The organism is Fictibacillus gelatini DSM 15865 (assembly GCF_000430745.1).
Lineage (GTDB): Bacteria > Bacillota > Bacilli > Bacillales > Fictibacillaceae > Fictibacillus_A > Fictibacillus_A gelatini.
The window spans coordinates 173,399-199,761 of the sequence record NZ_AUMP01000003.1 but is presented as its reverse complement, the minus strand read 5'-3'; the positions used below and the strand labels follow the sequence as shown (position 1 = coordinate 199,761).

The window sequence follows — 26,363 nt, the reverse complement described above, 5'->3', positions numbered from 1 at the left end:
AGAGGTGGAATGAAATGAGTAAATCCAATTTATCGTACCACCAGCTATCGAATGAACGACTAAAACAGCTGAACGGTCTTTTGTCTAAAAAAGATGCAATGGATATTTTGAAATGGGCATATGAAGAGTTTAATGATGATCTTATTTATGCGTGCAGTTTTGGGGCGGAAGGCATCGTTCTGACCGATATGATCAGCAAAATTCGTCCCGATGCGAAAATTATATTCTTGGATACAAATGTTCATTTTAAAGAGACGTACGAATTAATTGAAAAAATGAAAGAAAAGTATCCTTCACTCCAAATCAAACGAATTGAACCACAGCTTTCTCTAGATGCACAACATCATCAATATGGAAAAGACCTATGGAAATCGAATCCTGATTTATGCTGCAAGCTCCGAAAGCTAGAGCCTCTTGCTAACGTCCTCTCCAACTTTAACGCCTGGATTTCCGGATTAAGGAGAGAGCAGTCTCCAGCACGCGCGGCCGTCCAATTTGTCAATAAAGATCATAAATTTTCTTCTATAAAAATATGTCCGCTTATCCATTGGACGTGGGTAGATGTTTGGAATTATATTTCGCTTTTTCAATTACCGTATAATGAGCTGCACGATCAAGGATATCCGAGCATTGGTTGTAAACATTGTACCGTTGCTGTAGATTCAAATAGTGATTTTCGTGCAGGTCGCTGGTCAGGATTTGCAAAGACGGAGTGTGGTTTGCATTTGCAAAAAAAACCCTAAAAGCTGCATGTAAGTGCGCCTTTTAGGGTTCGTTATTTATAACTTTCGAAAAAGATGGTGAAGTAATAAAAGAAGATCGATTACTTTTTTCACCTTATCTATATTCGATTTTTCTAAGTTATTGAAAGAGCTGCTGTTGTTGTCCGCCTCCAGCGGCCTGTCCCTGTTGGTTCCCCATTTGGCCCTGCTGAGCCCCCATTCCTTGCTGGCCTCCCATTTGACCCTGCTGAGCTCCCATTCCTTGCTGGCCGCTTAATTGATTAAATTGCTGATGCGCCTGAGAAATGGCCTGATTCATTTGAAAGAGCAATTGATTGGATTGTACATATTGCATTCCTTGATTTAAGGCTTGAATCGCCTGCTGGATACATTGTTGCAATTGTTGATCGGTTTGTTGCTGCTGCTGTTGTGCCTGGCTAGAGAATTGTTGGATTTGCTGCAAAAGCTGGTTCATTTGTTGCTGAGGCTGCCCTGCATTTTGACCCATTGGCTGCTGGGACTGTCCTGCACTTGGACTCATTTGTTGAGATTTTTGCTGTTGCATGCTGGATAGCGATTGTTGCAGTTGTTGGATTTGATTTTTCAAATGCCCGATTTCCTGAGCTAACTCAACGTTAACAGCTTGTTTGGCAACGGTTTCAATCTTTTTTTCAGTTTGCTTGTCCATTGGCTAAAGCCCTCCTTGAATAAAATAAATTGTTCATTTGTGTATGATGTGTAAAGCGTTTTTTTTTATCCATATCATGACATTTTATTCCTTCATTCCTTCAAGCCACTCGGCATAACAAACATCACAAAGCGGCTTTTCTTGTTCCATTCCATTTTTAAAAAAGGCAACAATGTGTTGTTTTCCTTCCTCAAGTTCATAATCACAATAAAAACAGTTTTTTTCCATTATTTAATTCCTTCTCCTAAAAAGTAATTTATAGCTTTCTTTTTAAAGGTTAATGTTTACCTTCCAAACTGCTTTTATTCCATGAATGGGAGCGAGAATTCCAGCCATCATAAGATGTGGAGATATTATTTTTGAAAGGAGATGTTGATTTGTTATTCTTTAAACCGGAATTTCGGAATCATGAGGGAGAAATTATTAATGTCGTCGATTTACAAAACAACGCAGTAGGTTTTCTTTCTTTTTTATACAAAGAGAATCAAGAACTATATATTTTCGGCCAATTAAATGACGAAGGAGAAAAGCAAAACTTCATCGATATTGTCTCCCACTATATAGATGGGCTTAAAATAGCCATTCTTGGCAATAGCGATAAAGAACCGAATATCTATCTTCATTCTGGCGGAAATCCGATTGAACTGGATAAAGAAAAAGAAAAGAGCCAATGAGGTCATGAACCCAGATTGATTTTCATGCATAGGATGGTTTCAGAGACACTTACCCATAAGGAGGATTATGGCTGTGACCCATCCACCATGCAATTGCCATCCCCGGCTTATTGATCCAACGGGAGAAAGAACAGGCAAATTAAACGATGTTGGCTTAACGATGTTAATTGACAAAGGCATTGGTCTTGTCGCTTTCGAAGAACTTCTGCAACTTGCCGGCTCTTATGTTGATTTTATTAAACTCGGTTTTGGTACAATGGCGCTCTATCCACCTGAATTGCTTCAAAAAAAATTGCTGCTCGCCAAAAAGCATGATGTCATTTTATACCCCGGTGGCACGCTTTTTGAACTCGCCTACCAACAGGATGTATTAATGGAGCATTTGCATCACTTAAAAGATATCGGATTTGAATATATCGAGATTTCCGACGGCACGATTGATTTGCCTTTTTCTGAACGATGCAAAATCATTAGAGAAGCTGCAAAGCTTGGCTTTAATGTTATTACGGAATGTGGCAAGAAAGCAGATGGAAGTTGCCTCGACATCGAAGATCTAAAAACAACCCTTTATTCTGATCTTGAATGCGGAGCTTGTTTCGTTATTGTAGAAGGAAGAGAATCCGGGGAAAATATTGGCATATATGATAAAAAAGGAGACATCGGCATAGAGTTCCTATCGGCCGTTGAAAAAAACATTCCTTCTAAAATAAGAAAACATTTAATTTGGGAAGCTCCGCAAAAAAATCAACAAATCGGTTTAATCCGATTTTGGGGAAGGAATGTCAATATCGGAAACATTCAAATGGACGATGCCATTAATTTAGAATGTTTGCGAAGAGGCCTTCGCTATGATACGTTTCCTAATAAAAGATCCGGGACGATTACTACAACTCTATAATCATTCTTGCCGCTAAACGCGGCTTTTCTGTGCTTACAGAATAAAAACTATATTAAAGGAGAGGGTAAAAGGGGGACATTAAATTATTGGAGGAAGTATGTGAAATGTCGGAAAAACAAGGAATCTCGGCAATGATTGCCATTAGCTTGATCCCATTAGTAATGGTTTTGGGAAATTCTATGTTAGTACCTGTTCTTCCCACAATGAAAGCGAAATTGCACTTAAGTCAATTTCAAGTAAGCCTGATCATAACTATGTTCTCTCTCGCTGCAGGCATTATTATTCCTGTTGTTGGCTACTTATCTGATCGATTTGGCCGAAAGCTCGTTATTGTTCCTTCTTTAATCGTTTACGGCATTGGCGGAATTATTTCAGGTTTAGCCGCATGGTTAATGGACAATTCTTATTCCGTCATTCTTCTTGGCAGAATAATTCAAGGATTAGGAGCGGCAGGCACGTCACCAATTGCAATGGCTCTCATCGGTGATCTATATTCCGGGGCACAGGAAAGCAAGGCGCTTGGCATTAACGAGTCATCAAACGGCTTTGGAAAAATTTTATCGCCAATCATCGGTTCTTCGATTGCTCTTATCACATGGTTTGCGGTATTTTTTACGTTTCCCGTATTATGCTTTCTGTTGGCCCTTTTTGTTTGGTTTGGAGTTAAAGAAAAGAAAAAAGCACAGGGAAAACCGCTGCCGGAATATTTAACCGCCTTGAAAAAAATTTTTAAACAAAAAGGGAAATGGCTTATTCCCGCCTTTTTTGTTGGTTCAACCGGTTTATTTATTTTATTTGGCATTCTATTTTATTTGTCGGATGTTCTTGAAGCAATCTTTAAAGTAGATGGCATTCTTAAGGGCAGCATTTTAGCTATTCCACTTATGGGCATGGTCGTTACATCGTACATTACTGGCGCAAAAATTAAACAAAACAAACCCCTTATTCGAAAAGTTATGATTTCTGGCCTTGTCCTTTTAACAGCTTCTATGTTCGCCGTTTCCTTTTTTAAACAAATTTACCTTATGATCGGCCTGATCACGATTGGAAGCATCGGTACGGGACTTCTGCTCCCCTGTTTAAATACACTAATTACAGGTGCTGTAGAAAAAGCGGAACGCGGGATGATTACTTCTTTATATGGAAGCGTTCGTTTTCTTGGCGTTGCTTTTGGTCCGCCTCTTTTTAGCTGGTTGATGAAAATTTCCCATAAGACCGTTTTTTTCAGTATGGCAGGCTTATGCATCTTGACGTTGATCCTTGCGTTTTTTATGATCAAGCCGGGAAAAACAAAAAAAGGAGCAGCCGGAGAGAAAGAGCGTTTAACTACTCTCTTTAAAAAAAGGGTGCCAACAAATTAATTAAAAAGTTTTGTTATAAGGTAGATCAATTTCATTAATAACGCAGTAATAGCCGCTGCCATAAGAGGGCCGACGGGAATTCCTCGTAAAAAAACAATGCCAATAATCGATCCCACGACAAGACCAACAATTAATTGAGGTTCAACCCTGAGCATTTCGAGCCCTTTTCCATTCATATATGTCGCAAGTGCCCCGCCAGCCAGTGCTACTACTCCTGAAAGTGTCGTAACAAGCGCAATAACATCCTTGCCACTAATTTTCTCGCTGGCGAAAGGCACTAAAACAGAAATTGTTAAAAATAGAAGACCGAGTTCCATTCCGCGCCGTTCAACTGCCGGAAAAAAACGCTCTAATGAAGTAAGTTTCAATACTAATAATAAACTTGCCGCGGTCGCAATAATCGGAGACCTGCCAATTAAACCTATAATGATTAAAAGAACGAGCGCAAATTCTCCTGACAATATATGCATTGATCACAACCCCTGTCCATATCCTCTCTTCACATTTATGAAGATACAGAAGGAAGTATTCTATTTTCTTTGACAAAGGGGACAATATTTAATCGATTTAATCTTCCTGCGAATTGGATATCGTCTATATAATTTTTTGAAACTAATCGTCTTCCGGTTGTTGTTGTTAATAAACGTTCAGGCAGCTGATTGGCTAACTGAAGATAAGAGGCTTCCAGCATTTCGGAAAAATCGCAAACGTGAACGGGATCCGTCCTTTTCTTTAGCAAGTAAATCATGTATCCCGCGGCAAGGCCATCTTCTAAAGCAAATTCACCTCGTGTCCCCGCACAGCAAATCGTAATATCACATGAAAAAGCAAGCGCTTTTTTAGCGCAACTGGATGCATTAAGAAAGGATCCGATCAACACATGATCAGCCAATTCAGCTTTTTTTATCGTTTTTGTTCCATTCGTCGTCATAAGAATTAAACTTTCTCCGTCATGCCTCTTTTTACATATCTCTGTAGGCGAATTGTTGTAATCAAAGCCTTTTCTTTTTTCACAATGCCTCTCTCCGGCTAAAATGGTATTTTCACTTTTTAACGATAAGGCCTCTTGCTCAGTTTCAACCGTGATAACAGTAGAAAAACCAGCATCGAACGCAGCAGCAATTGTCGTTGACGCTCTGAGTACATCAATGACAATGACCGTTTGACCGGCTAGCCGTCCGGACTCTATATCTTCGTGCGTTGGGATGGTCCGAATGATCAAATATCCCACTCCTTTGCTCAATTTAGTCTGTTATTATGTATACCGTTTCAACTGAAAAAAATGGCTTTCCTCTAATGTAAAAAAGAAAATCTTTAGCAAGTGTGCTCCGTTTTTGATAAACTGGGAAAGAAAGGGGAATGAACGTGTATCCAAAAGCACTCATTGATTACCTTACCTATTTTCATGGGAACAGAGACTATTTTGAATGCCATGAAGTACTTGAAGAACATTGGAAAAACGAAGGTGCACAAAATAGCGTTTGGGTCGGCCTTATTCAAATTGCGGTCTCTCTTTATCATCAGCGCCGCGGAAACAAAACCGGTGCTCTTCGCATGATAAAGAGCGCTATTCGTATTCTTTCCAATCAAAAGGAAGAGCTCTCCCGTTATGGCTTACATTACGAGGCCTTAATGGAATTGCTAACGAAAAGGGACATCGAAATTGAAAACGACGAGGTATATTCCGACATGAATTTACCCCTTTTAGATCTTGGTTTACGAAAAGAATGTGAAAGAATACTTCAACAAACCGGACTTCGATGGGGCTCTGAAAGTGATTTCAATAATAAATACATTATCCATAAACATAAGCTAAGAGACCGTACAGATGTGATTGAAGAAAGGCTAAAGCAGAAAAAACAAAAAGCAGACAGGAGAATACCCTAAAAAAGAGGATATCCTGATTTCAGGGTATCCTCTTCTCACTTTTACTCATCAAATACGACGACTTTCTCCATTGTATCGCCGTTTCTCATGTTTAGCACCGTGTCCATTCCTGAAGTCACCTGGCCAAAAACGGTATGAACGCCGTTTAAATGAGGTTGAGCTTCATGAACGATGAAAAATTGGCTTCCCCCGGTATCTTTTCCTGCATGAGCCATAGAAAGAGCGCCTGGAACATGTTTGTGCGGATTTCCTTCTGTTTCGCATTTAATTGTATAACCCGGTCCGCCAGTTCCTGTTCCGTGAGGGCAACCACCTTGACTTACAAAGCCCGGAATCACGCGGTGGAAAGTAAGACCATTGTAGAATCCTTCATTTGCTAATTTCTCAAAATTGGCGACCGTCCCCGGTGCTTCGTTAGGAAATAATTCGAATTCGATTTTATCTCCATCAAGCATTAGTATGTATCCTTTTTTAGCCATAATTACATCTCTCCTTTGTAATAGATCTTCTCTATCATACCATAAAATAGCCAAAGGCAAAAAAGAGACAACATCTATTGTCTCTTTTTTAACTTTAAACAAGCGCACCTTTTCTTAAAGGAACATCTTGCTGGATAATGTTTTCATATGTTTCTCGTTTGACGACGATCTGTTCTTCTCCGTTTTCTACAAAAACAACAGCCGGTCTTGGCAGTCGATTGTAATTGTTGGCCATCGAATAACCGTATGCGCCCGTGCAAAAAACAGCTAAAATATCATTTGCTTCCACTTCAGGCAATTTCAAATCCCAAATGAGCATATCACCTGATTCACAGCACTTTCCAGCGATTGAGACGGTCTTCGTGTATGGGGCAAACGCTTTATTTGCAACCATAGCTTCATAACGAGCCTGATATAACGCCGGACGAATATTGTCGCTCATTCCTCCATCGACTGAGACGTAATGGCGGACTTCCGGAATGTCCTTTTGCGAACCGATGGAATAAATTGTCGTTCCGGCGTCCCCGACAAGCGATCTTCCTGGTTCGATCCATATTTCCGGACATTCTGCCCCTAATTTTTTTGTATGCTTTTTCACTTCTTGAACCATCGCATCGATATACACACGCGGCTCAAGCGGTTGGTCTTCAGACGTATATCGTATGCCGAATCCGCCACCTAAATTAAGCACTTCCGGAAAGTAAGAGTGCTGACTATGCCAGCGGGCCAAATAGTCAAATAATTTTTCAATCGCTAAAACAAATCCTGTCGTTTCAAAGATTTGCGAGCCAATATGGCAATGAATTCCTGCCAGATGAAGGCGTTTTGAGTGTTTTAGAGCATATAGCATCGCTTCTTCTGCCTGTCCATTTTGCAAATCAAAGCCAAATTTCGAATCTTCCTGTCCAGTTAAAATATATTCATGGGTATGTGCTTCAATGCCCGGGGTCACTCTGAGCAAAATTTGCGTCTTCTTATCATATCTTTCACAAAGCTCATGGAGCATCGATAGTTCGTGAAAATTATCGACAACAAAACAGCCGATATTCTCTTTTAACGCAAACTCCAATTCTGCATAACTTTTATTGTTGCCATGAAAATGGATTTTTTCCGTCGGGAATCCCGCATGGATCGCTGTATAAAGTTCTCCACCGGATACAACGTCAAGGCTAAGCCCTTCTTCTTCCATTAGTTGAACCATCGCAATGCAAGAAAACGCTTTGCTTGCATACGCCACTTGCGCTGTAACGCCATGAACCTGGAAAGCTTCTTTAAACGCTCTTGCCCTCTGTCTTATTAGCGCAACATCATATATATATAAAGGCGTACCGTATTTTTTTGCCAATTCAATTGTATCTACTGACCCAATCGTTAAATGCCCTTTTTCATTAATCAAACTTGTTCCATGTAAAAACATTGACCAATCTCCTCTCCGAAAATATAGAGATTCAATCCGACGAAAAATGAAAAGACAGCTAATGCCAAAAAAGGTACATTAACTGTCTTGAACCCGTACCCTCATTGTCGGAATAGCTCTCCACTACGTAATTTGTAGTGACAGTCCGTTGCCTATTTGACAACGACCCAGCATAAAATGGCATGGACCCATTTTACACTTCGGCAAATTGACCTTTCCGATTACTTCATCGTGTCCATTCACTTCATAATCGTACTCATTCGCTTTGCGCCTCTACCCCATTGCGAAGAATGAGGCATATTTAATTATTATGAAAAACTTTAACATACATTCCCCTAATTGTGCAAGGCTTAATTTGATGTTCTTTTCGGATTTTGCGGATGTAAAATACTTGGCCTCATTTTTGTCATCGGTACGGCCACCCGCATAATAATTGTAAGCAGCGCCTTCGCGTTAAATGGCATAAACGGCCATAAATACGGTGTATTTAAATTTTTCATATTCGCAATAAAAATAATAAACAGCGTCAAGCCAATAACATAGCCCGGAACGTGGAAAATCGCGACAAGTAAAAGCAGCAATATCCGAAAAAGATCATTCGCCAATCCTAATTCCACACTTGGAGTGACAAACGTTCCGATGGCTGAAACAGAACTGTATAAAATGACTTCAGGAACGAAAACTCCGACACTGATGGCGATTTGTCCAATGAGCACTGCCGCAACTAATCCCATGGAAGTAGCAAGGGCATTTGGAGTATGGATGGCCGCAAGCCGCAATAAATGAATTCCGACTTCAGCTAATAATAACTGAAGAAAGATCGGCAAATGGCCGTGTTTGTTTGGACCGATAAATTCCAGGCCTTTTGGAAGCAAATGCGGATCCTGCACATATAAATACCAGAGTGGAACAAGCATGATGGCAGCAAGGATGCCGATAAAACGAAACCATCTTTCAAATGCCCCGGTCAGCGGAGTTTGACGGAACTCCTCCGCGTGCTGAACATGGTGAAAATATGTCGTCGGGGTGATTAAAACGCTTGGGGACGTATCAACCATCACAAGCACGTGCCCTTCTAAAAGGTGCTGAACGGCAACGTCGGGACGTTCAGTATAACGGGCCATTGGAAATGGATTGAATCCTTGCTTGACAAGATATTCTTCAATCGTCTTGTCCGCCATTGGAATACCGTCGATGCTAATTGTGCTTATTTCTTTTTTAATCAATTTTATTAATCCGGGATCTGCAACATCTTTTAAATAGGAAATACAAATATCCGTTTTTGACCGTTCCCCAACCTGTACAATTTCATTTCGAAGCCTTTCATCTCTTAGCCTTCTTCTCGTTAATGCTGTATTGATGATAATATTTTCGGTGTACCCGTCCCTTGACCCCCTGACAACTTTTTCTGTATCCGGTTCTTCAGGATTCCTACCAGGGTAACTACGGACATCAACAATAAATACTTCATCCTCGCCATCTACAAAAATAAGGATTAATCCGGAGAGCAATCGATCAACCGCTTCATCCATATTATCCGTCAGTTCTACTTGTTCATGAGTAATATGATTATGTATGACCTCTTTTACACTATGGGGACTTTTATGCTGGTTGTTCATTAGCATAAATTCCCTCATAATTTGAATGATATAAGTCGTATCGCAAAGCCCGTTGCAATAATAGAGCTGCACTTTTGTTTTCAGCAAAAGCAATTTGCGAACGCCGACATCAAAGGTTTCCCCTATTCCGAGCCGTTTTTTCAACAGTTCTTCATTTTCTTCAATTTTCTTGCTGATTGGTATTTTTGCTTTCTTTTGTGCCACTTACGCCACTCCTTTCTAATATCATTTGGATTGCCTGGGTCGTGATCGGTGCTCCTTTTTCTACTGAATCATACCCGGCCATTTTACCTATATCGCCAACACCGATGACAATAGGCAAATCTAATTCATCGAGAATATATACGGTGTCTCCGTTAATTCTTCCCATTTCTAAATCGGGCAAACCGCTTTTATCAATTCCGTATTCGGTTAAATTACCATAACGATCGATACTGAAATCTACCTTTGTCCATTCGGCATAATGGGTTTTCGAAGCCACGGCGACCGCACCGAGAACTTCTATTTGTGGGTGGCGGCAAATGTCACGCATCGCTCGCTCGCCTGGCCCCTCCCCTTTTTGTCCACAATCATCAAATAAGACAAGCACAGGGTCATACGGAGTCTCTTGAATAAAACGGATCAATTCTCCCCCCGTAATTCTGGTCGGATTGCCCATTGATGCTGATATGCATCGTCCTCCTATCTTCTTTGCAACGAGTTCCGCGGCCTTTAACGCATAAAGATCGCCATCGGTTATGAAAATAACGCGCTTCTTCTTCATGGCGCCTCCCTATTTAATGGTTTACATAATAGACCCAATGAAAAAGTGATCCAAATACTTTTCCGAATACGATGGCCATTAAAATAATAATCAGTTTCTCTTCAAATCCAATCCTTTTAGCCAAAATAGGCAAAACATTGAGCACTTCCGTCAAAGCAGCGGCCAGCATTCCAATAAAAACGCCAAAAAACAAGCCGATTGGAATAAGCAAGAGCGGGGACATGGAAAACGTCAAATGACGCAAATTCATCCAGCCGCCAATAATAGCGCCTAACGTAACACTCGCTTCATAACTGCGAATACGTGAATACGTTTTACTCAATTGCATAAGCCGGGGGACAATTCCTAGAACAGTTAAAAAGGCGACAAATCCCGATCCCACCGCAATCCCTCCGGCAAAGCCGATAAATATGGTAATAAGGATATTAAGTATCATGCAATTTCTTTTCCGTCTCCTTGTTTTCATGTACGATGACATATTGATCCAAATCTTGTTGATAATTAAACATTTCTACTTCGAGCGGGCTTGGTTCTTCATTAAATCGTTTTTTAAATAAATGGTTGAAAAAGAGAATCATCCCAATGCCAAGTCCAAACGAATAAGGGATTTGCAATAAAAGGGGGCGGTTATTTTGTTCCCCTGTTATCATGTAATAAATTTTTTTATGGACAATCCCCATACTGACATCTTCATGAAAATTCATAATTGCAAGTGATGAACCGAAAAACAGAAGCAGCCAGACAAGAAGGAAATAGACGGGGGCAAGCTTCTTTTTTTCATATTGGATTTCTAATATCGTTTGCGCCGGTCCAACCGTTTGCACATCGATCGACTCATAGACATTATGAATATGTTGAATTACTTTGATGACATCGATGACAATGAGATGCTTGTCTTCCGGTTTTACGTGGTGAATGATTAACGCCTTTACTTTTTTATGTATTTCGCCGGGAGCGACAATTTGAGCGATTTCGCTAAGTGTGACCTTCTGGTTTGGAACAACCTGGACGCGCTGTCTCATTCGGATATAAACCGTTAAATTTTCCATATCTATACTACCTACTTTCGCCCTCAAGCTATATGTTTAGTATGCTTTTCTCGATTTGAATTATTCAGCTTACGTTTGATTGAATATAGAAAAACCAGATGGAAACTATGTTTCCATCTGGTTTTTCATATAGAGCAATATCTTTTTTTCAAGACGCGACACTTGAACTTGTGATATGCCAAGCCGCTGTGCCACCTCTGATTGTGTTTGATCTTTATAATAGCGCAAATAAACAATGAGCTTTTCCCGCTCATCCAGCGCTTCAATCGCTTCCTGTAGCGCAATTTTATCAAACCATTTATTTTCCGAATGGTCCGCAATTTGATCAAGCAATGTAATCGGGTCGCCATCGTTTTCATAGACGGTTTCATGAATGGAGGTTGGGGCTCTAACCGCCTCCTGCGCCAGAACAACATCTTCTGCCGTAATTTCTAATTTTTCCGCAATCTCGTTAACAGTCGGGGTGCGTCCAAGCGTCTTTGAAAGTTCGTCCTTCACTTTACGTACTTTATTCCCCATCTCTTTAAGGGATCTTGACACTTTCACCGTTCCATCATCCCGGATAAATCGTTGAATTTCTCCAATGATCATCGGTACCGCATAAGTCGAGAAGCGAACATCATACGATAAATCAAATTTATCGACCGATTTTAACAATCCGATGCTGCCAATTTGGAATAGGTCATCCGGTTCATAGCCACGATTTAAAAAACGTTGAACGACAGACCATACGAGTCGCATGTTTTTTTCGACAATCATTTCTCTTGCCGATTGGTCGCCTTCCTGGCTTTTCTTTATAAGCTGTTTAATTTCTTCGTCTTTTAAATAAGGTTCGTTTTTGTTGCCTTTAACCTCAACATCCATAAGGCATACCCCTTAATTGCATAACGCTTTATTTTTTGCAAGGTATTTGGTTAAGTGAATCGTGGTGCCAAACGACGGTTCTGAAATAACTTCGACCTCGTCCATAAAGTTTTCCATTATGGTAAAGCCCATGCCTGACCGTTCTAATTCCGGCTTGGACGTGTATAAAGGCTGTCTTGCTTCATCCAAATTTTTGATTCCGACGCCTTCATCACGAATCGTTAACTTGACACGGTCTTCATCAAGTTCGACTGTAATGTACACTACGCCATTTGGGTTATTTTCGTATCCGTGAATTATGGCGTTAGTTACTGCCTCCGATACCACAGTTTTAATTTCAGTGAGTTCATCAACAGTTGGATCTAATTGGGCGATAAATGCTGCCACTGTCACGCGTGCAAACGATTCATTCTGGCTTAAACTTGAAAATTCGAGTTTCATTTCGTTTTTCATATTAAGCCACCCCCAATGTTTCGAGGGCATATTTTTCATTTTCTTCAAGCCGGACAATTTTAAAGAGACCCGACATTTCGAAAAGCCGCTTGACCGAAGGAGATATTGCACAAACGACCATTTCGCCATTTTGGCTTTTAATCTGTTTGTATCGGCCGAGGATGACACCAAGCCCTGAACTATCCATAAAATCCAATCCTTCTAAGTTGAGGACAATATGCCTGATGGCGCTTTCTTCTAATGTTTCATTGACCTTGTTTCGAAGTAAATCGGCTGTATGATGGTCCAGTTCACCTTCAAGCCGGATACATAATACGTTATCTTTAATTTCCATGTCGATGTGAAGACTCACATTCCTCTCCTCCTTATGCTTGGATATGTGAATCTTCTATAATGAGCCTCCAAATTCCTTCACAGTGACAAAACTAGTGTGAATTCGCTTCTTTCTGTCAAGTACCGTCACCTTTTACTTTGACAAAATCACCTAATGTACGTTTAAACAGTTTCCACCAGGAAGCGCTTTGAATATTATCCGAGGCCAGAAGGGGGCTTTTCGTCACTATTTTGCCGTTTTTATAGATTTTAAGCGTCCCGACTTCATCCCCTTTTTTAATTGGCAATGACAAGTTTTTATCCGTTTTTATTTCTTTTCTCACTTTGCTCGTCTCTTCACCTTTTTTCAATAGTAAAGAGATAGTTTCAGACGTCACTACAGGAAGTTTATGTTTATTTCCTTTTGAAATTTTAATTTCTTTCACAATTTGATGGCGGTCAAATAGTTTTTTTGTTGCATAATGACCGAATGCGTAATCAAACATTTCGGTAATCTCTTTATTTCTTTCTTTCGGAGTCGGCGCCCCCATCACGACGGCAATCACTCGCATTCCATTTTTCTTTGCGGTCGCTGTTAAACAATATTTTGCTTCATTTGTAAAGCCCGTTTTTAAGCCGTCAACCCCAGGGTAAAATTTCACGAGACGGTTCGTGTTGACAAGCCAGAACTTTTTATCACTGTTCTCACGCAAATAATCCTCATATTGGCTAGTAAATTGCGTAATTTCCTCATGTTTCAAAAGCTCTTTGCCCATAAGCGCCATATCATAAGCACTCGAATAATGGCCTGCTGCCGGTAAGCCGGTTGGATTTTTAAAGAACGTTTCTTTTAAACCAAGTTCTTTTGCTTTCCGGTTCATCATATCGACAAAGGCGGATTCCGATCCTGCAATATGCTCGGCCATGGCGACAGATGCATCGTTCGCGCTGCCGATCGCGATCCCTTTCAATAAATCTCTCACCGTCATTTTTTCACCGGGTTCAAGAAAGATTTGTGAGCCCCCCATTGAGGCGGCATGCTCACTTACCGCAACTTTGTCGTCCCACTTGATTTTTCCTTGATCAAGCGCCTCCATGATTAGCGTCATTGTCATGATTTTCGTCATGCTTGCAGGCGGCAGCTTTTTATGATCATTTTTTTCAAAAAGCACCTGTCCGGTATCCCTTTCGATGAGGACCGCGGAAATGGAGCTTTTTGCAAATCTCGTATCATCTTTTTTCTCAGCTGCATCCGTTTTTATTGAAAATAGCGAAAAGCATAAAACAGAAACTAGCATGCCTGATATGTACCGTTTCATAACCTCATTCCCTCCGTGATAATAATCTTGTAAACCTGCCTCCACTTGCTTTTTGCACATGTATAACATATTTTTTCCAAAAATAATTTATTTATACAAATAAAAAGACAAACACCAGGGTGAATTCACCCTGGTGTTTGTCTTTATTCTTTTATTTCTTTGTAAATCAAAGGCGGAGCTTCTACAGGTTGAGATGAGATTGAATACGCTTCGTAAAGTTTACCAACTACTTCTTGAACATCTTCTTTATTGCTGTAAATCGTAACGAGTGACTCTCCCTGTTGTACTTTATCGCCGACTTTCTTTCGAAGCACCAGGCCGACAGCTAAGTCTATTTCGGATTCTTTCGTCGCCCGTCCAGCGCCAAGCAACATCGCCGCTGTACCGATTTCGTTGGCAATAATACCAGAGACATAACCGCTTTCTTTTGCTTCAAGTTCAAACTTGAAACGAGCCTGCGGAAGTTTAGAAGGATCATCGACAACCGATGCATCCCCTCCCTGAGCCTTTAAAAATAGTTTTAATGTTTCAAGTGCCTTGCCATTTTCAATTGCTTCTTTTAGCTGTTTTCTCGCTTCTTCATGCGTCGGCGCTTTTTTAGCAAGGTAAACCATATGGCTGCCGAGTGCCAGGCATAACTCTTCCAAATCTTTCGGTCCATTTCCTTTTAACGTATCGATTGCTTCTTTTACTTCTAAGGCATTGCCGACCGCATATCCGAGCGGCTGGCTCATATCCGAAATGACAGCCATTGTTTGCCGACCTACTTGATTTCCGATTTCGACCATTGCCTTTGCCAGTTCTTCGGCTTCTTCCACCGTTTTCATAAAGGCGCCGGCGCCTGTTTTCACATCAAGAACGATCGCATCAGCACCTGCTGCAATCTTCTTACTCATGATCGAACTTGCTATTAAAGGGATTGAATCAACAGTAGCGGTAACATCACGAAGGCCATACAATTTTTTATCCGCAGGTGTTAAATTTCCGCTCTGGCCAATGACCGCCACTTTATTGGCATTGACTAAACGAATGAATTCCTCGTTATCAATCTCGACATGAAATCCCGGAACGGATTCCAGCTTATCGATCGTTCCTCCCGTGTGCCCCAATCCACGCCCGGACATTTTAGCTACCGGCACACCAACGGCGGCAACAAGTGGCGCGAGAACGAGTGTTGTCGTATCGCCGACGCCACCTGTTGAATGTTTATCAACCTTTATTCCGTCAATCGCAGAAAGATCGATTTGGTCGCCCGATTCGACCATCGCCATCGTTAAATGCGCGCGTTCGTTCGTTGTCATGTCCTGAAAATAAACGGCCATGGCAAAGGCAGACATTTGATAGTCTGGGATCACTCCGTTCGTATACTTTTCGATCATAAATTTAATTTCGTCTTTTGACAGCTCCCTGCCATTGCGCTTTTTTTCAATCAAATCAACCATTCTCATCTGAAAAGCACCCCTTTGTCGTTATCACATGCTTTTTACAATCTGTTTAACAAGCGATAAAAAGTTCGATTTTACTTTTTCTGTTGTTTCCATTACTTCATCATGGGTCAGTGGCTGATCCAAAATGCCTGCTGCCATGTTGGAAATGCAGGAGATGCCGAGTACTTTCATTCCTGCATGGCGGGCGACGATTACTTCGGGAACTGTTGACATCCCTACGCTATCCGCCCCGAGCGCCCTTAACATACGAATTTCTGCAGGTGTCTCATAACATGGTCCTGTGTTCGCTACATAGACTCCTTCTTTTAATGAAATGGATAACTCCTTTGCAGCCCGCCTCGCAATTTCACGCAATTCTTTCGAGTAGGCTTCAGACATATCCGGGAAACGAACACCAAGTCGATTGTCGTTCGGTCCAATAAGCGGATTTGTGCCAAGATTGTTAATATGATCAGTGATCAACATTAAATCTCCCGGTTCGAACGAAGTATTAACACCACCTGCAGCATTTGTAACAATAATGCTTGACACTCCGATTTCTTTCATTACACGTACAGGAAAGGTTACTTTTTCCATGGAGTATCCTTCATAATAGTGAAAGCGTCCTTGCATGGCAATTACTTGCTTGCCTTCAAGTTTTCCAATGACGAGTTGGCCGGCATGACCTTCAACAGTTGATACCGGAAATTCCGGAATTTCTCGGTAAGGAATTTTGATGGGATCTTTGATTTCATCTGCTAAAATGCCTAACCCGGAACCGAGTATTAATCCGATAGAAGGTTTTTCCTTTAATTTCTCTTCAATAAAACGAGCCGATTTTTCTATTTTTTCAAGTTGTGACATAATCGTTTACCCCCTAGTTTAATTGATTTAAAAAACTTACTCCGTTATCTGGCATTTTAATCCCGAAGTTATCAGCGATTGTTGCGCCGATATCGGCATAAGTCGAGCTTACTTGCAGTTTTTTTCCTTCATTTATCTCTTTGTAATAGACGATAAGCGGCACGTACTCTCTCGTATGGTCTGTTCCATGATGAACCGGGTCGTTACCGTGATCGGCGGTAATAATTAAAAGATCATCCTCATGAAGTTTATTAAGGACTTCCGGTAGACGGCTGTCAAACTCTTCTAGCGCCTTGCCATACCCTAGAGGATCGCGGCGATGACCGTAGACGGCATCAAAATCGACAAGGTTTAAAAAATTCAAGCCTGTAAACGCTTTATCCATTGACTTGACGAGTTGGTCCATTCCATCCATATTCGACTTTGTCCGAATGGTTTCAGTTACCCCTTCGCCATCGAATATATCGGAAATTTTCCCAAGTGCAATTGAATCATATCCACTGTCCTTTAATTCGTTCATAACCGTCCGCCCAAACGGTTTAAGCGCATAATCGTGGCGATTCGCCGTCCGCTCAAATTGTCCCGGCTTGCCGACAAATGGGCGTGCGATAATTCGTCCTACCATATATTTCTCATTTTTTGTCATTTCTCTTGCGATTTCACAAATATTATAAAGCTCATCAAGCGGCACAATTTCTTCGTGAGCAGCAATTTGCAAAACAGAGTCTGCTGATGTATAGACGATTAAAGCACCGGTTTTCATATGTTCTTCGCCCAGTTCCTTAATAATTTCCGTTCCGGAAGCGGGTTTATTGCCAATTACTTTTCTGCCTGTTTTTTCTTCTAATTCTTTAATCAGCTCTTCAGGGAACCCTTCAGGGAATGTTTGGAAAGGTGTATCAATTCGAAGACCCATAATCTCCCAATGCCCTGTCATTGTATCTTTCCCGTTCGAAGCTTCTTGTAACTTAGCATAGTGCGCGAGGGGATGTTTTACTTTTTCTATTCCTTTTATTGGTTCAATACAGCCCAAACCGAGCTTCTCCATATTTGGCATATGTAAACCATTCATTTTTTCTGCGATATGTCCAAGTGTATTTGCACCCAAATCATTAAATTTTGCCGCATCAGGCGCTTCCCCTATGCCGACTGAATCCATGACAATAACGAAAACTCGTTTAAACCGTTTATAACCCATACATTTTCCTCCTACGATAAAAATCACAATATAAACTACTATCTCCTAATGTCCAACAAAGAAAACTATTTACATATGAGGTCAGAAGTCAGACATCTTATAGGTGAACAACAGCTTTTGCAATTGCAAAAGCATGACTGATTCATTAAAGTTATACCTCTTTTATTTTCTCATATTTCAAAAAAGAGTACAAATAAAATTTGATGTTTATGCCCGTGGATGAAACGATGCGTATATTTCCCTTAAACGCGTTTTTGAAACATGTGTATATATTTGAGTCGTTGAAATATCCGCATGACCTAACATTTCTTGTACAGCCCGTAAATCAGCGCCATTTTCCAGCAGATGAGTAGCGAATGAATGCCGTAACGTATGGGGGGTTAGCTCTTTATTAATGTTCGCTTTTTGCGCAAGCTGCTTTAAAATTTTCCAAAAACCTTGTCTTGATAGACGATTGCCATGATGGTTCAGAAAGAGCGCTTCCGGTTGTTTCCCTCTCGCCAATACGGGGCGCCCTTTATTCAAATACAATTCGACTGCTTCATTGGCCATGCGACCGAGCGGTATAATCCGTTCTTTATTTCCTTTTCCAAGACAGCGAACAAAGCCCATCGATAAATGAACATCGGTTAAGTTAAGATTGACTAGCTCTGATACACGTATGCCTGTAGCATATAAAAGCTCCAGCATTGCTTTGTCCCGAATCCCAAATGCATCATTTCGTTCCGGTGTATCAAGCAAAGCCTCTACTTCTTTGGTGGAGAGTACTTTCGGCAGCCTCCGTTCGGTTTTCGGCGTTTCAATATGTACGGACGGGTCGGATTCCGCCGCTTTTTCCCTTAATAAAAATTGATGAAAGGCCCGAATAGAAGCAATATGTCTGGCAATCGTCGTGGAAGCCTTTCCATTATCTTTCAAATGAATTAAAAAACCCATTATGTTCCCTCTTTGTACATCATTGATTCTAGAGATTTGATCTACTTTTTGCAGGAACTCAATATAGTGGGTTAAGTCTCGCTTATAAGATTCAACTGTGTTTGTTGAAAGGCCGCGTTCCACTATCAAATAGTGTATAAAATCAGAGACATGATCCCGCATTTGTTTTCGCTCCTTATTCACCCGACTTGTAAAAATAGAGCAATCGCTCCATTCTATTTCCGCCTTCTTCAGAGAGATTAAGTTGAAAAACTTTAACCGCTTTTCCTTCTGGCTCGTCGTATCTATGATAGTCCTCATATTCTTGATTAAGCCATCTGAGTCCATAATAGAACATCGCTGTACAAATTGAAAACGCAATGAAAACCTTTACCGTGTTCCAGCATAGCTTTAACCATGATTTCATGCCTGGCTTCCTCCCGTACTTTTCGCTTAGACACCTAAACTTATTTATTAGTACAGGTTATGCCAATAAAAAGTATCATTATACTAAAATTTTCCCACTCTCTTTAACGTTAACGGATTCTTCCGGTTTTGTAAAACAAAAAGAAACCTTCATCACTAAAGGTTTCAGCTTTAAGATTCCGCCTTTTCGTGACAACGATGACATATTCCGTGAAACGTAAGACGGTGATCTTTTATTTTAAAGTTCCAACGTTCTTCCACAATTTTCTCTACATCGCCAAGTAAATCTTCTTGAATTTCATCTACTGCTCCACATTCTAAACAAACGAGGTGATGATGAAAATGTTCCGCACCTTCCGTACGCAAATCATAACGGGACACACCATCCCCGAAATTAATTTTATCTACTACCTTTAACTCAGTCAACAGTTCCAATGTTCGATAAACGGTAGCCAAACCAATTTCCGGTGACTTTTCTTTTACGAGAAGATAAACATCTTCAGCACTTAAATGATCTTCCTCATGCTCAAGGAGGACTCGGACCGTCGCCTCTCGTTGTGGAGTCAATTTATAACTTTGGGAATGCAACTGCTTTTTAATCCGGTCTAGTCTGCTTTCCATACCTTTATCCTCCCTTAATATAAACCACTTTCATTATAAGGGATGGAAAGAAAAACTGTCAATTTAAAGTAATTTTAAATTACATGTAGTATCCATTCTTTTTTAATAATAATTATTATCTGGTTAGACTAATGACACTTTTCATTAACCCCGGTGAAACGTACGCCTCAAATGCCGACACAATGATTAGAAAGATCCCCATTCCGATAATTAAACAAGAATACTTAAGGAAGGATGGGAAAAAAGGTTCGTTCGTTCGTTTCATAAACTGTTTTCTAATCATTTTAATAGAAAACGAAATGGAAGCGGCTGTTACAATAATAAAGCAAGGAACGAGAACTAAATTTTGCGGAAGAACAGAGACAAACGATAATAAAAATCCGTGCCAGCCCATTTGATTGACAAGAAAGCCAACCGTAAATCCTACGACGATCCCTTTCACAAATAGAAGAATTAAAATGATGGGCAGTCCGATAACAGAAAGACCAAGAAGCCACATAATGGCAACATATTTTAAGTAATAGCTATAGCTCTGATGGAACATATCTGCTGCCCGCGCAAAATTTCCGTCCGATACCTGGCCAAAAAAACGGGATACATACGTAAATAAATCATGCCGCTGCGCGTCGGTTAAACTATTGACAATTACGGCTCCGAAAATAATGCCCATTAAAAAAAGAACCGTCACAAACGCGTACAATGAATAATTTTCTTGAACGTGCAGTCGAATCGATCTTTTTATTTTATTGACATGCATTCTGATAGCCTCCCTTTTTCTCTTAATTCATTCTATGAGAAAAGCCGGGAGATATGATAGGTTTTAAAAGGAAGCAGAAGAATCCGCTTCCTTAAGAATTTTTTATTTTGCCATAAACTCCACCGCCTCCAGTTTGAATGAGGAGTTTACCGGCTCTAGCATTTAAAATCATTGTAGCTAGTTCTGGCTTTACGACTTGTTTCAACTGTGTCTCTGAAACTTCATGAAGAATCGCCATATCCGTTCCAAAATGGTCGCGAAGTTTTTCAAGCGTCTTCTTACCAAGTGAGGGGAGAAATTCAAGCGGCACCTGATGTACGTATGGCGGGCGGGCGCGCCGCTTTTGCTTTCCACTTTCGCTAAGCTCGAACAACCTGTCGCGCACCCCTTTGACAAATCGCCTGCTTCCGCAAAAGGGACATTCAAGCGTGGAAATATCGTTAAACCCAGCCCCACATTTTTCACAGGTCGTTTGATAATACTTGCCTAATTTAGGATTTAATCCAAAGTTTGCGATCACTTTACGGCCGTCTTTTTCTAAAAGCGCAAGTTCAAGTTCTTTGAATGTCGGTTTTGCCATCTGGACGATTTGATATTCTCTACCGATTTTTTCTAGAGAATGCGCATCTGAATTTGATAGAAACGTATACTTTTCTAATTCTTGAATCGTCTCGGCCATGTGGGTGTCGGAACTTAATCCAAGCTCAATTCCATCAATAAGGAAGGGATCGAGCACTTCAGTGAGGGTTGAACAGACTCCTTTGCCATACAAGCTTTTATGAGGCGTAAAGACATGAGCCGGAATAAATAATCCGCCCAGCTCTTTTACTTTCCGCTGCAGATTTTCCCCTGTTTCATAGATTCGCTGCGAGCTTAATGTAATATTTTTCATTCGTTCCGCTAAATAGTGGCTAAATTGTTTCATTTTCTCGAGTTTAGGCATAAAAGCAAGGACATGAATAGGCCCGCGGCAACTTTCGTCATATACTTCAATTTCTGATCCTAAAATTAAACAAATATGTTTAAACCAGACCCCGCCTTCTTCATGTTCAAAGACTTCACCTTCAGCGATCAGCCGTTCAAGTTCTGCAATTATTTCTGGAACATGACAATCGATGACTCCGATCATGTTCATTCCTTTAACATTTGCGGCCGTTTCTAAAATATTTTTTAACGTTAATGACCGTGCCCCTGTTATTTTAACCGGTTTACCCGAATCCGTGCGGCCAATATGAATGTGAAGATCTGCATAATAGCGATTAAGCATTTTTTCTCATCTCTTTTTTGAGTTGTACATATTGAACGGCAAATACTGTTTTCGCGTCACAAATTTGTCCATCCGCAACATACTTTAATGCTTTATCAAGCGAAACTTCGATTACTTCCACAAATTCATCATCATCCGTTTGTTGCTCAACGGCTTCCTTCAACGTGTCTGTATAGTAAATATGAATCAATTCATCCGAAAATCCGGGAGCTGTATAAAAGGAAGTAACGTGGGCAAGCGTCTGGCACTCATATCCAGTCTCCTCCAGCAACTCGCGCTTTGCGGATTCTTCTGGGTCTTCCCCTTTTTCAAGCTTCCCTGCTGGAATTTCAATGATCGTTTTTTCAAGCGGTTTTCGGAATTGGCGCACAAGCAACAATTTATCATGAGGAGTTAACGCAATGACTGCTACCGCTCCCGGGTGTTTAACAATTTCGCGCTTACCTTTCTTTCCATCCGGAAGCAGTACTTCATCTACCTGGACATCAATGATTCTACCTTTAAAGATTTCTTCTGTAGATAATGTTTTTTCTGTTAAATGGTCCATCTATATTCACTCCAGTTCTATTCTACTCATCCTGTACATAAAGTCTACCATAGAACAAATACTATTCCTAATCAACATCGAAAAGGAGCCAGGAGATGAAAATCTATCTTCAACCAAATTGTGTAACGATGGTCGGTAAAGCGTGGCAAATTAAATGGATGTTAAAACAATATATGAAACAATATCAGACTGTCCAGGAATGGATAACATCTGGTAAATAAAAGCCTTCCGAGCGGGAAGGTTTTTATTTTTCCTTAAAATCTGGTACCTTTTCTTATAAGAGGTGATCGAGATGAGAAAAAATCGACTGGGCCATTCCGACCTCGTCGTTAGTGAAATTGGATTTGGCTGTATGTCTCTCGTAAAAGGAAAAGAATCATTCAATCAAGAGATGATCCAAAAGGCGTATGAGGCCGGCGTCAATTTTTTTGATACAGCGGACCTCTATCAGTTTGGCTGGAATGAAGAGATGGTAGGGTCGGCTGTAAAAGACTTTCGCAAGTATATCATCTTAGCGACAAAAGTAGGCAACCGCTGGACAGAGGGAAAAGAGGGATGGGATTGGGATCCTTCGAAAACGCATATTAAACAGGCGGTGAAAGACAGCCTTCACCGCCTTCAAACCGACTACATTGACTTGTATCAGCTCCATGGGGGAACGATTGAAGATCGGATGGACGAGACGATAGCTGCTTTCGATGAACTGATGGATGAGGGAGTGATTCGCTATTATGGCATTTCTTCGATTCGCCCAAATGTCATCCGTTATTATGCCGAACATTCCAGAATCGTAAGCGTCATGATGCAATACAGTATTCTCGACAGGCGTCCGGAAGAAGAAATGCTTGATTATTTGCATGATAAAAACATAAGCGTCATCGCCCGTGGCCCTGTCGCAAAAGGATGGCTTTCTGAACGGGCGTTAACAAGGGACGATGAAGATTCTTATTTAAATTATTCTGGCAAGGAAATTAAAGACATCGTCAAACAATTGCAGGAACGTTTTAATAGTATTCCAGTTAACCAAATTGCTCTCAAGTATGCCCTTGCTCATCCTGCGGTCGCGGCCGTCATTCCCGGTGCAAGCTCGATTCGGCAATTAACAGCCAATATCGACGCTTCACACGTTTCTCCATTGACAAAAGAAGACGTTTTATGGATTCAAGAACGAACGAAAGCTGATGTGTATAACGCGCATCGAAGTTAATACGCTGAAAACCCGAAGTGAACGTTTCGCTTCGGGTTTTCCATTAGTCTCCCACGTTTTCAATTATCATTGCGATCCCCTGGCCGCCTCCGATACAAAGGCTTGCCAATCCGTATCGCGCTCCTTTATGGCGCAATTCGTACGCAAGGGAAAGGAGGATTCGCGCGCCGCTTGCTCCAACCGGGTGTCCGAGGCTAATCGCCCCGCCGTTTACATTCGTTTTTTCACGATTGAGCTTTAATTCTTTTTCAACGGCCAAATACTGTGAGGCAAAAGCTTCGTTCACCTCCACGTAATCAATATCGTTTATCGAAAGCCCTGCTTTTTCAAGTGCCCGCGTAGCAGCCGGTACAGGCCCGATCCCCATAATCGAAGGTTCGACTCCGCTTACCGCCCATGAAACGATTTTGGCAAGAGGCTTTATCTTTTTTTCTTTCATTTTTCTTTCCTCTGCGAGAATGATCGATACCGCGCCATCATTAATGCCGCTTGAGTTTCCGGCTGTTACCGTTCCGCCCTTTTCAAACGATGGTTTTAACGCGGCCAATTTTTCTAATGTCGTATCTTCTTTCACAAGTTCATCCCGGCTAAATTCCTGCCCTTCTTTCCCGATGACAACTGGAATGATTTCTTCACTTAACCTTCCGCTTTTGATGGCAGCTGCCGCCCGTTTGTGGCTTAATAAGGCGTATTCATCTTGTTCTTCTCTCGTAATTTCATATTTTCTTGCCAGGTTCTCCGCCGTAATTCCCATTCCGGATCCAAGGTATTCGTCCGTAAGCGTATTTAACAACATGTCTTCAAGTTGAAGACTTCCAAACTTTTGCGTATGAAAACGACTGTTAAACGTAACATGTGGACTCATCGACATATTTTCCACCCCGCCGCAAAGGGCAACCTGTGCATCTTCATGCTGCAGCGTGATCGCAGCAGATATAACCGCTTGAAGTCCCGAGCCACACAGCCGGTTCACGAGAAGTGCAGGGGTTTGGATCGGAACGCCGGATTTGAGTGCAATATGCCTGGCTACATAAGGGGCGTTTCGACTTGAATGAATCACATTTCCGTAGACGACCTCACCGATTTCTTGAGGATCCACTCCTGAACGTTTCATCGCTTCCTTTGCCGTTATTACCCCGAGTTCAGCAGTGGCTACATCTTTTAACGACTTTCCGAAACTGCCGAAAGCCGTCCGTGCCCCGTCAATCATATAAACTGCGCTCACCGTTCTTTCCTCCTTCCTTTTGCTCTGAAAAGTTAATAAGCATCCAGTTTCACACCTTCACCGACGAGCAATTTTGGCTCGGTACATCTTTGAATGTCTTCCACCGTATATCCGCAAGCGACTTCTACAAGTTTTAGCCCGGCGTCTGTTACATCCATGACCGCACGATCGGTAATGATCCGGTCAACAACCCCTTTGCCCGTTAATGGAAGCTTGCAAGAATGGAGGATTTTACTCTCGCCTTTTTTATTCACATGTTCCATGATGACGATAATTTTTTTGGCACCATGCACTAAATCCATAGCCCCCCCCATCCCCTTAATCATTTTTCCAGGGATCATCCAGTTGGCCAGGTCACCTGTTTCTGAGACTTCCATCCCTCCTAATATCGCCACATCAATATGCCCGCCACGGATCATTGCAAACGACTCAGAACTGTCAAAGTACGAAGCCCCTTTGATCGCCGTTACCGTTTCTTTGCCGGCATTAATCAAATCCGGATCTACTTCATCCTCCTTCGGGTAAGGTCCAATGCCAAGAAGCCCGTTTTCGGATTGAAGAACAACAGCCTTATCATCACTAATATAATTCGCCACTAGCGTAGGCATTCCGATTCCAAGATTCACGTAATTTCCGTTTTTGATTTCTTTTTCAGCTCTTCTTGCGATTTTTTCACGATTGTTCATCGGATTGTTCCCCTCTCTTTCTATCGGTCTATTGTTGAACGGTTAATCGTTCAATTCGTTTCTCCTGTCGGCCTATGATCAGTTTTTGCACATAGATCCCTGGCGTATGAATATGATCAGGGTTTAGCTCGCCAATCTCAACGAGTTCCTCCACTTCCGCAATGGTCACTTTTCCGGCAGCAGCAATCATCGGGTTAAAATTGCGGGCCGTTTTGTTATAAATCAAGTTTCCAGCCTTATCCCCTTTCAGAGCCCTAACGAGGCTGAAATCGGCGATGAGCGCCTCCTCCAGCAAATATTCTTTCCCGTTAAACGAACGGACTTCTTTCCCTTCAGCAATCGGCGTGCCAACGCCTGCCGGAGTGTAAAATGCGGGAATGCCCGCACCTCCTGCCCGAATTCGTTCAGCAAGCGTTCCTTGAGGATTGAGTTCAACCTCAAGTTCACCGGAAAGCACCTGTCTTTCAAATTCTTTGTTTTCACCGACATACGAACCGACCATTTTTTTGATTTGTTTATTTTTGAGGAGCAAACCAAGACCCCAATTATCAACTCCACAATTGTTAGAAATGACGGTTAAGTCTTTTACTCCGGTTTCAACAAGCGCTACTATTAAATTTTCAGGGATGCCGACCAGACCGAATCCTCCGACCATTAACGTTGAACCGTCTTTTATGTCCTTCACTGCTTCAATTGCGCTCGATAATATTTGTTTCAT

Annotated in this window: 33 protein-coding genes and 1 riboswitch; of the genes, 7 read left to right on the top strand and 26 right to left on the bottom strand. The window is 41.3% G+C overall.

All coding sequences use genetic code 11. The features are described from left to right. The first annotated feature begins 14 nt into the window (after positions 1-14). Complete coding sequence (locus H538_RS0106475) at positions 15-743, top strand: phosphoadenylyl-sulfate reductase (RefSeq protein ID WP_026676906.1); 729 nt, start codon at positions 15-17, stop codon at positions 741-743. Positions 744-861: 118 nt separating this feature from the next. Here the strand turns inward: H538_RS0106475 and H538_RS0106470 are convergent, their stop codons facing one another. Together H538_RS0106470 and H538_RS26430 are read right to left on the bottom strand one after the other, a co-directional pair. Beyond that, entirely contained in the window at positions 862-1,410 is a 549-nt protein-coding gene (locus H538_RS0106470) for a hypothetical protein (RefSeq protein WP_026676905.1), read from the bottom strand. Between the two features lie 84 nt (positions 1,411-1,494). After that, complete coding sequence (locus tag H538_RS26430) at positions 1,495-1,638, bottom strand: hypothetical protein (RefSeq protein ID WP_169729198.1); 144 nt, start codon at positions 1,636-1,638, stop codon at positions 1,495-1,497. Between the two features lie 131 nt (positions 1,639-1,769). Here H538_RS26430 and H538_RS23270 point away from each other — a divergent pair, with 131 nt between their 5' ends. The 3 genes from H538_RS23270 to H538_RS0106450 all read left to right on the top strand — a co-directional run bounded on the left by H538_RS23270 (position 1,770) and on the right by H538_RS0106450 (position 4,343). Continuing rightward, a complete protein-coding gene (locus H538_RS23270) occupies positions 1,770-2,084 on the top strand; it encodes a hypothetical protein (protein WP_035350233.1) in 315 nt (104 codons plus the stop codon). A gap of 73 nt (positions 2,085-2,157) precedes the next feature. Then, positions 2,158-2,982, top strand: a complete 825-nt coding sequence (comA, locus tag H538_RS23265) for a phosphosulfolactate synthase (RefSeq protein ID WP_051291340.1) — start codon at positions 2,158-2,160, stop codon at positions 2,980-2,982. A 104-nt stretch (positions 2,983-3,086) separates the two neighbouring features. Beyond that, positions 3,087-4,343: an MFS transporter gene (locus H538_RS0106450; protein ID WP_026676904.1), complete on the top strand. Its 1,257-nt coding sequence runs from the start codon at positions 3,087-3,089 to the stop codon at positions 4,341-4,343. Here the strand turns inward: H538_RS0106450 and H538_RS0106445 are convergent. Further along, positions 4,340-4,807, bottom strand: a complete 468-nt coding sequence (locus H538_RS0106445; RefSeq protein WP_026676903.1) for a DUF441 domain-containing protein — start codon at positions 4,805-4,807, stop codon at positions 4,340-4,342. The genes H538_RS0106450 and H538_RS0106445 overlap by 4 nt on opposite strands. A gap of 41 nt (positions 4,808-4,848) precedes the next feature. Further along, positions 4,849-5,574, bottom strand: coding sequence for a 2-phosphosulfolactate phosphatase (locus H538_RS0106440; protein WP_245595195.1), 726 nt, complete (start codon positions 5,572-5,574; stop codon positions 4,849-4,851). Between the two features lie 134 nt (positions 5,575-5,708). Between H538_RS0106440 and H538_RS0106435 the strand changes: the two genes are divergently transcribed. After that, positions 5,709-6,230 carry a DUF309 domain-containing protein gene (locus tag H538_RS0106435; RefSeq protein WP_026676901.1) on the top strand — a complete coding sequence of 174 codons (522 nt, stop codon included), beginning with the start codon at positions 5,709-5,711 and terminating at the stop codon, positions 6,228-6,230. Between the two features lie 41 nt (positions 6,231-6,271). On the opposite strand, the gene H538_RS0106430 is transcribed toward H538_RS0106435, so the two are convergent. From H538_RS0106430 to H538_RS0106340, 19 genes are all read right to left on the bottom strand, one after another. Next, positions 6,272-6,709: a peptidylprolyl isomerase gene (locus H538_RS0106430; protein WP_026676900.1), complete on the bottom strand. Its 438-nt coding sequence runs from the start codon at positions 6,707-6,709 to the stop codon at positions 6,272-6,274. 94 nt (positions 6,710-6,803) lie between these two features. Continuing rightward, on the bottom strand, positions 6,804-8,126 hold the full coding sequence (lysA, locus tag H538_RS0106425) for a diaminopimelate decarboxylase (RefSeq protein ID WP_026676899.1): 1,323 nt from the start codon (positions 8,124-8,126) through the stop codon (positions 6,804-6,806). A 105-nt stretch (positions 8,127-8,231) separates the two neighbouring features. After that, a riboswitch (Lysine riboswitch) is annotated at positions 8,232-8,410 on the bottom strand. A 66-nt stretch (positions 8,411-8,476) separates the two neighbouring features. Continuing rightward, a complete protein-coding gene (locus H538_RS0106420; RefSeq protein ID WP_026676898.1) occupies positions 8,477-9,949 on the bottom strand; it encodes a spore germination protein in 1,473 nt (490 codons plus the stop codon). Beyond that, positions 9,906-10,508: a stage V sporulation protein SpoVABEA gene (gene spoVAEA / locus H538_RS23260; RefSeq protein WP_035350223.1), complete on the bottom strand. Its 603-nt coding sequence runs from the start codon at positions 10,506-10,508 to the stop codon at positions 9,906-9,908. The genes H538_RS0106420 and spoVAEA overlap by 44 nt, the downstream gene beginning before the upstream one ends. A 13-nt stretch (positions 10,509-10,521) precedes the next feature. Continuing rightward, positions 10,522-10,944, bottom strand: a complete 423-nt coding sequence (locus H538_RS0106410; protein ID WP_026676897.1) for a stage V sporulation protein AB — start codon at positions 10,942-10,944, stop codon at positions 10,522-10,524. Next, positions 10,934-11,557, bottom strand: coding sequence for a stage V sporulation protein AA (locus H538_RS0106405; protein WP_026676896.1), 624 nt, complete (start codon positions 11,555-11,557; stop codon positions 10,934-10,936). The genes H538_RS0106410 and H538_RS0106405 overlap by 11 nt, the downstream gene beginning before the upstream one ends. Before the next feature lie 105 nt (positions 11,558-11,662). Beyond that, entirely contained in the window at positions 11,663-12,421 is a 759-nt protein-coding gene (gene sigF / locus H538_RS0106400) for an RNA polymerase sporulation sigma factor SigF (protein ID WP_026676895.1), read from the bottom strand. A 12-nt stretch (positions 12,422-12,433) separates the two neighbouring features. Continuing rightward, on the bottom strand, positions 12,434-12,874 hold the full coding sequence (spoIIAB, locus tag H538_RS0106395; protein ID WP_026676894.1) for an anti-sigma F factor: 441 nt from the start codon (positions 12,872-12,874) through the stop codon (positions 12,434-12,436). Between the two features lies 1 nt (position 12,875). Next, positions 12,876-13,226 (bottom strand): anti-sigma F factor antagonist, encoded by a 351-nt coding sequence (gene spoIIAA, locus H538_RS0106390; RefSeq protein WP_026676893.1) that lies wholly within the window; start codon positions 13,224-13,226, stop codon positions 12,876-12,878. A 97-nt stretch (positions 13,227-13,323) separates the two neighbouring features. Beyond that, positions 13,324-14,505, bottom strand: coding sequence for a D-alanyl-D-alanine carboxypeptidase family protein (locus H538_RS0106385; protein ID WP_026676892.1), 1,182 nt, complete (start codon positions 14,503-14,505; stop codon positions 13,324-13,326). Between the two features lie 143 nt (positions 14,506-14,648). Beyond that, a complete protein-coding gene (locus H538_RS0106380) occupies positions 14,649-15,953 on the bottom strand; it encodes a pyrimidine-nucleoside phosphorylase (RefSeq protein ID WP_026676891.1) in 1,305 nt (434 codons plus the stop codon). A gap of 24 nt (positions 15,954-15,977) precedes the next feature. Further along, on the bottom strand, positions 15,978-16,796 hold the full coding sequence (locus H538_RS0106375) for a purine-nucleoside phosphorylase (RefSeq protein ID WP_026676890.1): 819 nt from the start codon (positions 16,794-16,796) through the stop codon (positions 15,978-15,980). Between the two features lie 13 nt (positions 16,797-16,809). Next, a complete protein-coding gene (gene deoB, locus H538_RS0106370) occupies positions 16,810-17,994 on the bottom strand; it encodes a phosphopentomutase (protein WP_026676889.1) in 1,185 nt (394 codons plus the stop codon). A gap of 207 nt (positions 17,995-18,201) precedes the next feature. Beyond that, entirely contained in the window at positions 18,202-19,092 is an 891-nt protein-coding gene (gene xerD, locus H538_RS0106365) for a site-specific tyrosine recombinase XerD (RefSeq protein WP_026676888.1), read from the bottom strand. A 13-nt stretch (positions 19,093-19,105) separates the two neighbouring features. After that, the gene (locus H538_RS0106360) at positions 19,106-19,336 is read right to left on the bottom strand and encodes a YqzK family protein (RefSeq protein WP_026676887.1); all 231 of its coding nucleotides are present in this window, start codon (positions 19,334-19,336) and stop codon (positions 19,106-19,108) included. Between the two features lie 170 nt (positions 19,337-19,506). Beyond that, a complete protein-coding gene (gene fur, locus H538_RS0106355; protein WP_026676886.1) occupies positions 19,507-19,956 on the bottom strand; it encodes a ferric iron uptake transcriptional regulator in 450 nt (149 codons plus the stop codon). A 115-nt stretch (positions 19,957-20,071) separates the two neighbouring features. Further along, a complete protein-coding gene (spoIIM, locus tag H538_RS0106350) occupies positions 20,072-20,713 on the bottom strand; it encodes a stage II sporulation protein M (protein WP_026676885.1) in 642 nt (213 codons plus the stop codon). A 91-nt stretch (positions 20,714-20,804) separates the two neighbouring features. Next, positions 20,805-21,980, bottom strand: a complete 1,176-nt coding sequence (locus H538_RS0106345; protein WP_026676884.1) for an endonuclease Q family protein — start codon at positions 21,978-21,980, stop codon at positions 20,805-20,807. Continuing rightward, complete coding sequence (locus H538_RS0106340; RefSeq protein WP_026676883.1) at positions 21,973-22,527, bottom strand: NUDIX domain-containing protein; 555 nt, start codon at positions 22,525-22,527, stop codon at positions 21,973-21,975. The genes H538_RS0106345 and H538_RS0106340 overlap by 8 nt, the downstream gene beginning before the upstream one ends. Before the next feature lie 95 nt (positions 22,528-22,622). Between H538_RS0106340 and mciZ the strand changes: the two genes are divergently transcribed. Then, the gene (mciZ, locus tag H538_RS0106335) at positions 22,623-22,748 is read left to right on the top strand and encodes a Z-ring formation inhibitor MciZ (RefSeq protein ID WP_026676882.1); all 126 of its coding nucleotides are present in this window, start codon (positions 22,623-22,625) and stop codon (positions 22,746-22,748) included. Positions 22,749-22,819: 71 nt separating this feature from the next. Then, positions 22,820-23,734 (top strand): aldo/keto reductase, encoded by a 915-nt coding sequence (locus H538_RS0106330; RefSeq protein ID WP_026676881.1) that lies wholly within the window; start codon positions 22,820-22,822, stop codon positions 23,732-23,734. A 43-nt stretch (positions 23,735-23,777) separates the two neighbouring features. On the opposite strand, the gene H538_RS0106325 is transcribed toward H538_RS0106330, so the two are convergent. Genes H538_RS0106325 through H538_RS0106315 form a run of 3 tightly spaced genes read right to left on the bottom strand, consistent with a single transcriptional unit; the run spans position 23,778 to position 26,363 of the window. Then, on the bottom strand, positions 23,778-24,959 hold the full coding sequence (locus H538_RS0106325; RefSeq protein WP_026676880.1) for a thiolase family protein: 1,182 nt from the start codon (positions 24,957-24,959) through the stop codon (positions 23,778-23,780). Positions 24,960-24,991: 32 nt separating this feature from the next. After that, positions 24,992-25,645 carry a CoA transferase subunit B gene (locus H538_RS0106320; protein WP_035350220.1) on the bottom strand — a complete coding sequence of 218 codons (654 nt, stop codon included), beginning with the start codon at positions 25,643-25,645 and terminating at the stop codon, positions 24,992-24,994. Between the two features lie 28 nt (positions 25,646-25,673). Continuing rightward, positions 25,674-26,363: a CoA transferase subunit A gene (locus H538_RS0106315; RefSeq protein WP_026676878.1), complete on the bottom strand. Its 690-nt coding sequence runs from the start codon at positions 26,361-26,363 to the stop codon at positions 25,674-25,676.